Annotated in this window: 11 protein-coding genes; 9 read left to right on the forward strand and 2 right to left on the reverse strand. The window is 36.3% G+C overall.

Going from position 1 to position 13,269, the window contains the following annotated elements; all coding sequences use genetic code 11:
• Nucleotides 1-322: 322 nt before the first annotated feature.
• On the forward strand, nt 323-1,732 hold the full coding sequence (locus J2S08_RS19485; protein ID WP_307232547.1) for a YfcC family protein: 1,410 nt from the start codon (nt 323-325) through the stop codon (nt 1,730-1,732).
• Nucleotides 1,733-1,897: 165 nt separating this feature from the next.
• Entirely contained in the window at nt 1,898-3,064 is a 1,167-nt protein-coding gene (locus J2S08_RS19490; RefSeq protein ID WP_307232549.1) for a M20 metallopeptidase family protein, read from the forward strand.
• A gap of 259 nt (nt 3,065-3,323) precedes the next feature.
• Here J2S08_RS19490 and J2S08_RS19495 read toward each other — a convergent pair whose 3' ends face one another.
• On the reverse strand, nt 3,324-3,461 hold the full coding sequence (locus tag J2S08_RS19495) for a hypothetical protein (protein WP_307232551.1): 138 nt from the start codon (nt 3,459-3,461) through the stop codon (nt 3,324-3,326).
• Between the two features lie 904 nt (nt 3,462-4,365).
• Here J2S08_RS19495 and J2S08_RS19500 point away from each other — a divergent pair.
• The 3 genes from J2S08_RS19500 to helD all read left to right on the forward strand — a co-directional run bounded on the left by J2S08_RS19500 (nt 4,366) and on the right by helD (nt 8,495).
• Nucleotides 4,366-5,406 carry a stalk domain-containing protein gene (locus J2S08_RS19500; protein ID WP_307232553.1) on the forward strand — a complete coding sequence of 347 codons (1,041 nt, stop codon included), beginning with the start codon at nt 4,366-4,368 and terminating at the stop codon, nt 5,404-5,406.
• 21 nt (nt 5,407-5,427) lie between these two features.
• Complete coding sequence (locus J2S08_RS19505) at nt 5,428-6,006, forward strand: DUF4269 domain-containing protein (RefSeq protein WP_307232554.1); 579 nt, start codon at nt 5,428-5,430, stop codon at nt 6,004-6,006.
• A gap of 170 nt (nt 6,007-6,176) precedes the next feature.
• Nucleotides 6,177-8,495, forward strand: coding sequence for an RNA polymerase recycling motor HelD (gene helD / locus J2S08_RS19510; protein ID WP_307232556.1), 2,319 nt, complete (start codon nt 6,177-6,179; stop codon nt 8,493-8,495).
• Nucleotides 8,496-8,541: 46 nt separating this feature from the next.
• On the opposite strand, the gene clpP is transcribed toward helD, so the two are convergent.
• Complete coding sequence (clpP, locus tag J2S08_RS19515; RefSeq protein WP_307232558.1) at nt 8,542-9,123, reverse strand: ATP-dependent Clp endopeptidase proteolytic subunit ClpP; 582 nt, start codon at nt 9,121-9,123, stop codon at nt 8,542-8,544.
• Nucleotides 9,124-9,595: 472 nt separating this feature from the next.
• Between clpP and J2S08_RS19520 the strand changes: the two genes are divergently transcribed.
• The 4 genes from J2S08_RS19520 to J2S08_RS19535 all read left to right on the forward strand — a co-directional run bounded on the left by J2S08_RS19520 (nt 9,596) and on the right by J2S08_RS19535 (nt 13,071).
• Nucleotides 9,596-10,312 carry a response regulator transcription factor gene (locus tag J2S08_RS19520; RefSeq protein ID WP_307232560.1) on the forward strand — a complete coding sequence of 239 codons (717 nt, stop codon included), beginning with the start codon at nt 9,596-9,598 and terminating at the stop codon, nt 10,310-10,312.
• Nucleotides 10,302-11,324, forward strand: a complete 1,023-nt coding sequence (locus J2S08_RS19525; protein WP_307232562.1) for a sensor histidine kinase — start codon at nt 10,302-10,304, stop codon at nt 11,322-11,324. The genes J2S08_RS19520 and J2S08_RS19525 overlap by 11 nt, the downstream gene beginning before the upstream one ends.
• Before the next feature lie 108 nt (nt 11,325-11,432).
• A complete protein-coding gene (locus J2S08_RS19530; RefSeq protein WP_307232564.1) occupies nt 11,433-12,344 on the forward strand; it encodes an ABC transporter ATP-binding protein in 912 nt (303 codons plus the stop codon).
• Nucleotides 12,337-13,071, forward strand: a complete 735-nt coding sequence (locus J2S08_RS19535) for an ABC transporter permease (protein WP_307232566.1) — start codon at nt 12,337-12,339, stop codon at nt 13,069-13,071. Before J2S08_RS19530 ends, J2S08_RS19535 begins: the two co-directional genes overlap by 8 nt.
• Nucleotides 13,072-13,269: the final 198 nt, after the last annotated feature.

Here is a 13,269-nt window from a genome sequence, read left to right on the forward strand (position 1 = left end):
TACTGATTTTGGATTGTCATTGTTTATTCATGCAAATGACAATCTTTTTTCATTTTTTAGAAGTCGATTCTCCATTCTTCAACTGATTTTTTATGCAAAAATATGTATTATACAGTTTCTTCACATAAAAGAATTTTCCCGTACTAATCCTGCACTAAAAGGATTTTTTATTCTTTTTAATCTTCTGGAAATTATTTTTATAAAAAAATATCGTAAGAAATGGTTGTATTTATTGGCGATTTCATTATAATGATACGTATGCATAAAAATACGTTATCGTGCTTAATATTACATCTAAGTTTACATCAAGGAGCTAACTAGAATGAAGCATTCCATTTCAGAACAACAAGTACAAGAAAAAAAGGCTGGCGGTATTAATGCCTTTGTCCTTATATTTTGCGTTATTGTCATAGCTACGATCTTAACCTATATTGTCCCCGCTGGACAATATGAACGAGTAGAAGTTGATGGCAGATCGATTATTAATCCAGAATCATTTTCTTTCACAGAATCATCTCCTGTTGGTTTCTTTCAAATGTTCTCAAACATTCATTTAGGGATGCAGGAAGGAACAGGTATTATCTTTTTTATTTTGATTATCGGGGGAGCATTCGGGATTTTAAAAGCAACAGGGGCGCTTGATGCCTTTGTCCATTTTATGTCTATTAAACTAGCTAAAAAAGAGATGATCTTAATTCCAGTGTTGATGTTTTTCTTTGCTGCTGGCGGAACATTAATGGGAATGTCAGAAGAAACGATCGTCTATATCGCTATTGTTGCACCACTTGCTGTGGCTCTTGGTTTTGATGCGATCGTTGGCTTTGCGATCGTTTCACTCGGTGCGACAATTGGGTTCACAACAGCCGTGATGAACCCTTTCAATATCGGAGTTGCCCAAGGAATTGCTGAATTGCCGACTTTCTCCGGCATGGGGCTGAGACTGGTAATGTTTGCTATCTTTTATATCATTGGCGTTATCTATGTCTATCGTTATGCCAAAAAAATAAAAGCCGATCCGAGTCGTCGTTTTTTAGGAAATTATGCAACAATAAATGAAAAAGAACTGTCAAAGCAAATGAAGCTGGAAACGCGCCATAAATGGGTCCTCATTATTTTCTTATTCAATTTTATTACACTGATTATCGGTGTGATTAAATTTGATTGGTACATTACGGAGATTGCTGGTTTGTTTATGTTATTTGGCATTATAATAGGTATTGTTGGCCGGTTATCTGCAAATAGCATTGCAGATAACTTTATAGATGGTGCAAGAGAAATCATGGGTGGTGCTTTAATCATTGGTTTTGCACAAACGATTCTAGTCATTTTTCAACACGCAAATCTGATGGATTCAATTTTATACTATGCATCATCACTTCTAAATGTATTGCCTCCATCCTTAAATGCAATCGGCATGTTTATTGTACAACTAGGACTTAATTTTTTAGTCCCTTCTGGAAGTGGCCAAGCTGCACTAACAATGCCAATTATGGCTCCGTTAGCAGACTTAGTAGGAGTAACAAGGCAAACTGCTGTCCTTGCGTTTCAATTAGGGGATGGAATTACAAACTCGATTTTTCCAACAGCAGGTCCTTTAATGGCTGGCCTTGCCGTTGCAGGGATACCATTTACAAAATGGGTTAAATGGATTTGGCCATTTATCCTTATTCAAATCTTAGTTGGAGCTGTATTTTTATTGATTGCGCAAGCGATTCAGTATGGACCTTTCTAAGATTTCTTGTGACATTGTTTAGCAATCTTTACTTTGAAGCTGCTGCATGTCAGCATATATTTGTAGAAATGTAGAAGCAGCCATCATTTGCACGTATAATAAAAGCAGCATTCTTTTTTAGATTGCTGCTTTTTTGAGGCTACATATATGAAAGGAGAGAAATAAATGATAGAGACATCTTATGTAAACGACCTATTAGCAGCATTGGCTGTAAAACATAGAAGACATTTTCACCAACACCCAGAATTATCTGGGCAAGAATATAATACTGCCACTTATATTCGCGAAGAGTTAGAAAAACTTGATATTGAAATAAAGACAGACTTCTCTGCTCCGAATGTAATTGGGTTTTTAAAAGGTACGAAAGGCGAGAAGACGATTGCCTTGCGTGCAGATATGGATGCCCTTGCGATTCCAGAGGAAGGGAACAAAGTGTATACATCATTGATTTCTGGCATCTCGCATGCTTGCGGGCATGATGGTCATATGGCTGTCTTGTTAGCAGTGGCAAAATGGCTGAGTGAAAATCGCCATCTTCTTCAGCATCACGTATTGTTCATTTTCCAAAGCTCTGAAGAAATGTCTCCAAGCGGCGCCGATCAATTAGTAAAAGAAGGCGTACTGAATGAGGTAGATGAAATTTATGGGATTCATTTATGGCAAGACCTTCCACTAGGAAAACTTGGCTTCACCCCTGGTGCTGCAATGGCTTCCTGCGACGATTTTGAAATTAAAATTGAAGGGATTGGCGGACATGGCGGCCAGCCGCATCTTGCTGTTGATCCAATTTATATCGCTACCCATTTAATTCAAGCTTTTCAATCCATTATAAGTCGTTCCTTAAATCCGATGGAAGCGGGGGTTATTTCTTTTGGAAGCATTCAATCCGGCTCATCATCATATAATGTCATTCCTGCTTCAGTTACGATAAAAGGCACCGTGCGAGCGATGTCTTATCACGCCGTTGATCTCATGAGAACACGGATGGAGGAGCTGACAACGTCCATTTGCGAGAGCTTCCAAGCGAAAGGAACGTTTACATTTATTACTGGAACACCGCCGTTAGTGAACGATCCTGAAGCATGTCATGATGTAGAAAAAGTGATTCAACATGCGTATGGAAATGAAGTCATACAGAAAGTAGAACCAATCATGGGAGCCGAAGATTTCTCCTACTATTTAAAAGCAAAAAAAGGCGCGTTTATCTTTGTTGGGATGCAAAGTGATAAAAGCCAATATCCACATCATCATCCGAAATTCGACATCGATGAAAACGCACTGCCAATTGCAATTGACCTTATGATCCGACTAGCGTTAGGCGTGGAAGAATAGAGAAAGATGTTACAGATTAGATTGACGATGTTTAATAAAAACAGGGGAGCATATCAGGGCATTTTTCTCCACCTGTTTTTAATTTTGTAGCTGGCGGATGCCAGCTATTTTTAATAGATTGTAAAAGAATGGTTAGATTACGATGGGACGATAAACAGCTTTATTTGGCTGATATCTTGCCTAATCACTTCCATTTATAACTATTCGAATTAACTGAATCCTATTAACCGGACAGCTCCTTTAGAGATGGAAGGAAAGGCTAATAGTGTGATGAGAAGAGAGATAGAATGGTGTTTAATCGATCAGTGAGGTCTACTTGCCAAAGTGTAGTAATGCCAACTTTTGTAAAGGATTTTTGTCTATGATAGCGTTTATTGTTCCATTTCAATTTCTTCATGCGTAAGCCATCCTGTTGTACCTTTTTCCTTTATAAAACCTAACTGAATTTAATGATAATACGTGTGAGATGACAAGAACCAAAAGTGAAACATTCGCTAACATTCCTGTATCTACGACGACTTCATATTTTTTGTCATCATAACCTTTACACCTCTTTTATTTATTACTAATCATGAAAATAGATGAAACACCCAAAATGTAAATTTTTTACTTGTAATCGTTATTATTTAATTATAAAATCTTATAAAGAGGAATAGGGACTCTCTAAGGAGAGGATCTATATAATTATAAATTTTAATTTTTTCAGTATGATAAGTGTCACTATTAAAGTAGATTGGAAATTAATACTTTTATCTCTAGCTATCATCTTACCACGATTCAATATTTAATCTTTTTTCATTTAGATTAAATTAATTGGTTTATCTTTAGCTAATTTCTGTATTACAAGTTTTTTCATTGCAATTAAAAATAATAGTCCCAATGCCTCCGGCTGGTAATTTTCATGCCAGTCGAGGCAAAAGGATATAAATTATATATAAAGATAAAAAGATTTTTAATATAGTCCATTCTATAAGGCCATCTTGGATTCATTCCAAGGGTCTTTTTTTTGCAATATCTAACTCTAGTCTTATTATACTTAACATTGGGCTTTATTCATTGCTAATTAAAAAATTGTATTCCCAAGGCTCTTGCACCAATGAAAAAGGATATAAATAATATATTAAGAACAATGATCTTTCCATTTTAAAATCAGTTTGGCGTTCTTAAAATTGAAAATCGCTTGACAGGACTTCTTTTCTAAAGGGAAAATAAGGCTGATTCATCTAGAAATGCCAATTTTGAAACTCTTGAACATATAAAGATATTTTTAAAAATTAAAATAAAAAAGGAGAGTGTCGAAGGTGAAAAAGAGGATGTTTCTTTTAGGACTCACGATAGGTATAGCAATTGCAAGTTCAACAACCGTGCTTGCTGGAGAGTATGTAAAGGCTTTTTTATTTCCGGTAAACTTGTTCATAAATGGTGAAGAAAAACAATTACCTAAGAAGATCAACTTTTTAAAGTACAATAACCATACTTATGTTCCGCTTCGATTCGTTGCGGAAAGCTTGGGTGCCAAAGTAGGATACGTTGATGAATCAAATAATAAAAAGAGTACAATTACAATCAATTTTCCGAATCAAGAAACAAGTGAAGATAGCCCAATTGCACAAGGCCTTATTTATCACGTTGGATTAGATCGCTATTTTAAATGGGCAAGCAAGACTGAAGATTATTCACTTGAAAGTTTCCAGCAAGCATTTAACCTCACAGATCAAGATGTACATTCAATCATACGTTATTTTAGTTCCTGGAATCTCCCAGTAATCCCGCCAGAATATCATGTGTTTGATGACGTTGCTTATTCTATTCCAGATTTTTTAATCTCATATGTTGGACGAAAAGAATTTGGAGCATGGGCAGAAACAGTAGATCGTATTTCTCTGGCTGATTTCCAACAGCACTTTAAGCTTTCAGATGAAAAGGTACGAGATATTGAGTATCAATTTCTTCAAAAAAAGAGTCCCAAGGCAAAAGGGGCATCCAAAGGTTATGATATTTCACAGTTTGGAAAAAATCATCTTTTCATTGAGAAGCAGCTACGTAAACTACTCCAACAACCTCCAAAAGGAACGATATTGGAACAAAAATCTAGTCAAGAGGAATGGCTGAATGCAGTGGCATTTGACAAAGGTACATTGATTGTGGATTTTAATGAATCGTTCGTCAAACAAGTAGGGCCAATATACACAATGGATGTGAATGAGCTGCAATCTATTTTAAATGAAATCGTTTTTCGCTATGATAAAGTAAATAAAGTATATTATCAGGTTGATGGCAGCTACGCAGATTGGGAATTTTGGTTTGGGTTTGGAGGCGATGGAGAAACCCGCGTAAAGTAATTTGAGGAGGAGCTTATATTTGTGGTACAAGAGGATAGATACAAGTTTCATTCAATACACTATTTAAAAAGCGGAAATAAAAGGCAGCAACAAGCTTATGGTGCGATCACAAAGCTTGGAATAATGGCAGATTTACAAATGTACAATCCTATTTTATGTGGGACGATTCCGATTGGAATAGACATTAGCACATCAGACTTAGATATCGTGATGGAAGTGTATGATTTTACAGAATATGAACTGCAAGTAAGAAAATTATACAGCGAGAAAAAAGGTTTTGCTTTGCAAAGAAAAGAGATTAGAGGTGTGCCAGTCATCAAAGCAAACTTTGTGTTTGCAGATTTTGAGTTTGAGTTATTTGCACAGCCGCAGCCTGTGGAGCAGCAAAACGCTTATTTGCACATGTTAATTGAGCATGTTCTCCTGGAAGGGAATCCGGCAATGAGGGAAGAAGTCATAAAATTGAAACAGCAAGGCATTAAAACTGAACCTGCATTTGCCCAGCTCTTACATTTAAAAGGAGATCCCTACGAGGCTTTGTTAAGTATTGCAAAAGAAAACATATGTTATCGGTTGTTTGATCACGAAAGAAAAGGCTAAACGATAATCAGTTTAGCCTTTTTATCACTTGAAATTCATACAATTGAATGATAAGATAAGAGTTATGCCAACTTTATATTTAAAAGTATAAAGTATTCCAATTATAATTTTACTACATTGTTTATCGTTTGTCAAATGAAAACGCATGATTTTTAAAGGAGGTTTTACGTATGAATACTGAACGGCAAAAAGAGCAGCAGCGCCTTGATTGGATCAAAACAATCATTGATAAAAAAACGGTGCATCTGAAAAACAATATGGAAGGCTTGAAAGAAAATATTATTGATATTCGTAAAACCTTTTGGGATGACGTCACTGTCAATTTAGATGAACCTGATGATGTCGGCGAGACTTTTACAAGTATTAAACAACAGGCAGAAATGCTGTCGGAACGGGAAAGAAGCCATGGGCAATTTTATCAACAGTGGAAAAACTTGCACCGTTTGAAGAAATCTCCTTACTTTGGCCGCATTGATTTTTTAGAAGAGGGGGAAAGCAAAACCGAACGCATCTATCTAGGAATTACATCTTTAATGGATGAAAAAGAAGAAACGTTCCTTATCTATGATTGGCGTGCACCAATTTCCAGCTTGTACTATGACTATGCTCCAGGTGCAGCGAAATATGAAACTCCGATCGGTACGATTCATGGAAATATGGAATTGAAGCGTCAGTTTATCATCAGGGAAGGAAAGCTTTTAAGTATGTTTGATACAGGCGTTACGATCGGCGATGATTTACTGCAAGAAGTACTTGGCAATCAGGCGGACACCCAAATGAAGAGTATTGTTGCTACGATTCAAAAGGAGCAAAATCAAGTTATTCGAAATGAACGAAGCAAATATTTAATCGTACAAGGAGTAGCTGGAAGCGGAAAAACATCTGCTGCATTGCAGCGTGTTGCTTATTTACTTTATCGTTATCGTAAATCATTACAGTCCGAAAACATCATGCTGTTTTCTCCTAATCCCTTATTTAATAGCTATGTTGCAACTGTTCTGCCTGAATTAGGCGAAGATAATATGGAACAGACAACTTTTCAATCATATTTAGAAAATCGGCTCGGGAGAGAGTTTCATCTGGAAGATCCTTTTTCACAAATGGAATACTTGCTCACCGCAATGGAAGAGCCGGAATATCAAACAAGGCTAACAGGCATTGCCTATAAAGCAAGTCTCTCATATAAAGAACTTATTGATCAATACGTTGCTCTTCTATCTGAGAAGCAGCTTTTATTTAAAAAGATTTCTTTTAGAGGGAAAACGTTGATTTCAGCACAACAAATCAACCAATATTTTTATTCTCTCGAAACATCTATCTCCATTCCTAATCGTATGGAGATGACAGCTAAATGGCTTTTAAAAAAATTGTCTGCTTTCGAGAAGCATGAACGTACAAAAGATTGGGTTATCGCTGAAAGTGAGCTATTGGATCGAGAAGATTATTTAAAAGTGTATCACAAACTCCAATCTAATGAAGATACATTTGATGGTGCAGAGCGTGAGCAGGCACTGATTGCAAAAATGATTGTGAAAAAGTATTTTAATCCAATTAAACGAGCAGTAAAGCACTTTAAGTTTATTCATATGAAAAAGTTGTATTGCCAACTATTTCAGCTGCACGAATTTATCGATATAGACAACTTGCCGGGAACTTGGAACGATATTGGCGTTTATACAATAAAGATGATCAAGCAAGGGGAGTTAGCTTATGAAGATGCCGCTCCTTATCTTTACTTGCAAGACCAACTTGAGGGGAGAAAAGCAAATACAAAAATACGCCACTTGTTTATTGATGAAGCACAGGATTATTCACCATTTCAATTTGCTTTTTTAAGACAGCTCTTTCCTTATAGCAGGATGACAATCCTTGGCGATATTAATCAAGCAATATACGCTCATGCAATGAATGCACCAACTTTATTATCAAGTGATTTACAAGGATTAGAGCATTCCGAGAAAATGACGTTCATGAAAAGCTACCGCTCTACCCAGCAAATAGTAGCGTTCACAAAAGAGTTCATACCAGGAGGAGAAACGATTGAAGCGTTTAATCGCAATGGACTGAAGCCAACACTAACTAAAGTAGAGAAGACCGATAATCTACATCGAAAAATCATTGAGCGTATTCGTCAACTTTCAGCAAATGGCCATCAAACAATCGCTATTATTTGTAAAACAGCAGCTGAAAGCAAGGAAGCATTTGAACAACTAAACAATGAGATCGAAATTCGCTTTATCGATAAAAAAGCACATACGTTCGATAAAGGGGTGTCTATTTTACCTTCCTATTTGGCAAAGGGAATTGAATTTGATGCAGTCATTATTTATAATGCGTCTTTAACACAATATGGAAGAGAGAGTGAACGGAAGCTTTTTTATACAGCCTGTACCCGAGCAATGCACGAGCTGCATCTTTTCTCAGTAGGTGAAAAAAGTCCTTTTATAGCGGAAGCATCTCCCCATACTTATGAATGTCTAACTGACTAATGAAGAGAGCAAACGCTTTGATCGAAGCGTTTGCCCTTCAAGCTTCTTATTTTTTCATCATGATTTCATCAATAATACCGTATTCTTTTGCTTCTTGAGCAGACATGAAGAAATCACGTTCTGTATCGGCTGCTACCTTTTCCAATGGTTGTCCGGTACGTTCAGAAATAATTCGATGAGTATGGTCTTTTAATTTCAACATTCTTCGTGTCGAAATCTCGATATCAGTTGCCTGCCCTCGAGTGCCCCCAAGCGGCTGATGAATCATGATTTCACTGTTAGGCAAAGCAAATCTTTTTCCCTTTGTTCCTGAAAGAAGCAGCATTGCTCCAAATGATGCGGCCATTCCGGTACAAATTGTTCGCACGTCTGGTTTAATTAGATCCATCGTGTCAAAGATAGCAAAGCCTGCTGAAGTAGAGCCGCCTGGACTGTTAATGTATAAGGAAATATCTTTGTCAGGATTATCTGCAGCAAGGAATAACAGCTGAGCAACAACACTATTAGCTAAATGATCATTTATTTCGTCGCCAATAATAATGATGCGGTCCTTTAATAAACGGGAATAAATATCATATGATCTTTCTCCTCTTGGCGATTGTTCAATTACATAAGGAATTGCATTCATTTCATTCCAGCCTCCATTTCGCATAGTTGATTTTTTACAAGGTAGTTCAATCCTAGATAGATTAATGACTAACCTCAATATATAAACGAATACGATAAACAAAAAGATACGGGGGCATCCTAAATAACATTGAAAAAATATCCTCCTTTACAAAAACTTTATAACTTGTTCTTCATTTGCATTTCTCAATGAATTGGTTAAACTAAATCTACAAGTTTGCTAAAATAGGATGACTTTTATTTTTTTGATGGTAAATGTCTAAGCTAGATATAGAGCAGACTCGTTGATAAGAAAATTATATACTCAAGCTGCATCGAATTTTGTAATACAACAAATATAGATAAAAGGCTTATAAAGTGGGGGAGCTCTCTCATTCCTCATTGATTAGAACAAAGGGCTAAAATCACAGCGTCCACGAAAAAGCCAATTGATGTGGGATAAATCGTCAATCAGAGAAGAAGCAGGTGAGAAGATGCAAGATATTCAAGTACTTATAGCCGATGATGAAAAAGAAATTAGAGATTTATTACAAAAATATCTACAAAGAGAAATGTATAAAGTAGACGTAGCAGCAAATGGAGAGGAAGTCCTTCGTTTGTTTGATCAAAAAAAATATAACCTCATCATATTGGATCTGATGATGCCTAAGATTGATGGTATAGAGGTATGCCGAACACTTAGAAATAAAACCAATATTCCGATACTGATGCTTACAGCTAAGGACGAGGAGGTTGATAAGGTTTTAGGGTTAAGCATAGGGGCGGATGATTATATTACAAAGCCTTTTAGTATAAATGAAGTGATTGCTAGAGTTAAGGCACATATGAGGCGGTTTTTAATATTAGGAAGCAATGGAAGCAGTGTACATGAAGAAACAATGATAAAGTTTAAAAACTTAACGATTGATGTGAAAAAATACACAATCATGAAAGCTGGCGAAGAGGTTTCCTTAACAGCAAAAGAATTTGAGCTTCTGAAGTTTTTTGCCTCCCATCCTGAACAAGTTTTTACGAAAACCCAAATATTTCGTCAAGTTTGGGGCAGTGAATTTGTCGAAGATGATAATACCGTTATGGTACATATTAGAAAGCTTAGAAAGAAGATAGAAGATGATCCGTCTGATCCGAAATTTATTCAGACAGTATGGGGAATAGGGTATAAATTTGTAGGTGAAAAAGATGAATCATGATAAGAGTATTTTGCTCATCATTGTTCAATTGCTAATCATGACAGGACTTGTCATGATGGAAATGACAAATGAGCCCCAAGGAATCTTTCGTGGGGTTTTATTTACTGTGCTTTTTATCATAACAGCAATCCTGCTATTCATGAGGTTCCGATTTATGGTGAAATTAAAGGGTATCGTTAGAGCATTAAAACGTGCAATTGCTGGAAATGTCAATACTAGATTATTGACTAACGATGATCCTTTATTTTCTGAAGTAATTTTCTCTATCAATGAGTTGATCGAACAATTAGACAAAGTTAAAGTTCAAACGATAAAATCCGAGGCGGCAAGAAAGAGTCTACTGTCTAATATTTCTCATGATATTCGGACTCCACTTACCTCTATTATAGGATATGTAGATGCTCTAAAGGATGATATAGCAGTTTCGAGAGAAGAAAGACAAGCATATGTAGAGGTCATTTCTAAGAAGGCAAATGCTTTAAAGGATTTGATCGATGAAATATTTCATTTAGCAAAGTTAGATGCAAATGAGATTCCATTGAAACCGGAATTGCTTGATTTTGCAGAGATTGCGAGGGAATCAGTGATTGAGTTTTTACCGGATTTGAAAAAAATCGATATGAAGTTAGAAGTCTCTATTCCAGAAGAAAAATGCTTGATCGTGGCAGATTGCCTAAGCTTGAGGAGAATCATCAATAATATGATAAAGAATGCGATACAGTATGGAAAAGATGGAAAAGTATTAGGGATCAAGCTAATAGAGAACACGAAAGAATATCAACTAAACATATGGGACAAGGGGGTTGGGATTTCAAAAGATGATGCAGCGAAAGTATTCGAACGAATGTATCGTACAGAGCGCTCAAGGAATCCTTTACATGGAGGCAGCGGGTTGGGTCTTGCCATTGCCAAAGCTCTTGTCGAAAAAAATGCAGGAAGAATATGGGTAGAAAGTAAACCTGGAATAAAAACGACTTTTAGTTTTACCCTCCCAAAACGAAACGATTCGTAGGTGCTTTAAGAAATAATTAAGAACTAATTAAGAGGCTTTTAAAATCGTCTGCTTAACATGTAACTATGGAGCTGATGCCCAATAATAGCTTAAAAGCAGGGGGATAACATGATTAAAACTGTAAATTTAACGAAGATTTATGGAACCCAGAAAGCAGTAGACAACCTTCAGATAAATGTAAATCAAGGGCAGATTTACGGTTTTCTAGGTCGAAATGGTGCAGGTAAAACGACGACAATTCGCATGTTATTAGGGTTAATAAAACCTACCCACGGCAAGATCGAGATATTCGGAGAAGATTTGTTTAAGCATCAAAAAGAAATTTTAAGGAGAATAGGGTCAATTGTTGAGTATTCAGGGTTTTATGAAAACTTGACAGGTAGAGAAAATCTATTAATCAACGCAAAGCTTATGGGCGTCCATAAAAAAAATGCGATTGAAGAAGCACTTGAGATCGTTGGACTACAGCATGAAACGAAAAAGCTAGTTGGCAAATACTCGATGGGAATGAAGCAGAGATTGGGCATCGCTAGAGCCATTCTCCATCATCCGGAGCTGTTAATATTAGACGAACCTACCAATGGCTTGGATCCAGTTGGTATTAAGGAAATCCGAAGACTCATTAAGTCTCTTGCTGAAGAAAGAAAGATAACCATTTTAATCTCTAGCCATATTCTATCTGAAATCGAGCAGCTAGCCGATCATATCGGGGTTATTCATGAAGGCAAGCTGCTTGAAGAGCTCTCTTTTGAGGAACTTAGAAACAGAAACCGCAAATATCTTGAGTTTCAAGTATCTAACGACAATAAAGCAGCTATGCTTCTGGAGAAGCACTTTGATATTGTTGACTACGAAGTTCATGACGACGGAAAGATCCGTGTATTTTCGCATATCGGCCAACAGAGTAAACTGAACAAGATGTTTGTAGAACATGACATTGACGTATCAAAGATTACCATGAGTGAGGATAAATTAGAAGATTACTTTATCAAATTAATAGGAGGTGGAACAATTGGTTAATTTATTATACACCGAGCTGTTAAAGCTTAAACGAGCTAAAATGTTTATGGTCAGTGTAATCGGAGCGGCAGCAGCCCCATTGATGATCTTTATCGGTTATTTAGATGTAAAAGCCAAAAAACCTCATGAAGCTATTCTATTTAGTGAATTTTTTTCCGAAACCAACTTGTATGTCCTCCTGTTAATCGGAACCCTTTTATATGGTGTCATTACGGCTTATTTGTTTAATCGTGAATATGTAGAAGATACGTTGAAAAACTTATTAACCATTCCTGTATCAAGAATGAGTCTGATTATAAGTAAATTGGTGCTGCTATTCATTTGGATTCAAGTATTAACTTTCACTGCTTGGGGATTGACATTTATGTTGGGGCTTATCGGACAGGTTGAAGGTTTGAGTGCTGCCGTATTAATACAATCTTTAAAGCAATTTATCATAGGTGGCAGCCTTCTTTTTCTTCTATCAACCCCAACGATATTTGTTACATTTTTGTTTAAAAATTATGTTCCAACCATTATTTTCACCGCCGTTATCACAATGGGAAACGTAGCGATTGCAAATAAAGAATATAGCGTCTTATTTCCTTGGTCAGCCGTAAATGTAATAGCAACAAATAGTTTTGTTCCTGAATATCCTCCACTATATTCGTATATTGCGATTGGAATGACATCTATTGCTGGATTACTGGCAACAATCATCTACTTTAAAAAAGCAGATATCTATTGATTTAGAAGAAAGCCAGCCCATTTTTTCTCGAAAGAAGAATACTGGTAAATTTAAGGGAAAGAACGATGCATCCAAATCTTCACAGGTAGAGGATGAGCACAGCTTTCATCTTTTTTGAAAGAAACTGTAGATGTTTGCTTTTTTAAATCGTCTCTATGTATAGAGATATGATAAAGGATAATTTCATGTCTCTATTAA

This window comes from Bacillus chungangensis, assembly GCF_030812995.1.
GTDB classification, from domain to species: domain Bacteria; phylum Bacillota; class Bacilli; order Bacillales; family Bacillaceae_C; genus Bacillus_CF; species Bacillus_CF chungangensis.

Bases quoted from the DNA above. Each gene is read 5' to 3' on its own strand.
- J2S08_RS19490 (WP_307232549.1), top strand. From the start codon at position 1,898: ATGATAGAGACATCTTATGTAAACGACCTATTAGCAGCATTGGCTGTA.
- J2S08_RS19525 (WP_307232562.1), top strand. From the start codon at position 10,302: ATGAATCATGATAAGAGTATTTTGCTCATCATTGTTCAATTGCTAATC.
- J2S08_RS19530 (WP_307232564.1), top strand. From the start codon at position 11,433: ATGATTAAAACTGTAAATTTAACGAAGATTTATGGAACCCAGAAAGCA.
- helD (WP_307232556.1), top strand. From the start codon at position 6,177: ATGAATACTGAACGGCAAAAAGAGCAGCAGCGCCTTGATTGGATCAAA.
- J2S08_RS19495 (WP_307232551.1), bottom strand. From the start codon at position 3,461: ATGAAGAAATTGAAATGGAACAATAAACGCTATCATAGACAAAAATCC.
- J2S08_RS19485 (WP_307232547.1), top strand. From the start codon at position 323: ATGAAGCATTCCATTTCAGAACAACAAGTACAAGAAAAAAAGGCTGGC.
- J2S08_RS19520 (WP_307232560.1), top strand. From the start codon at position 9,596: ATGCAAGATATTCAAGTACTTATAGCCGATGATGAAAAAGAAATTAGA.
- clpP (WP_307232558.1), bottom strand. From the start codon at position 9,123: ATGAATGCAATTCCTTATGTAATTGAACAATCGCCAAGAGGAGAAAGA.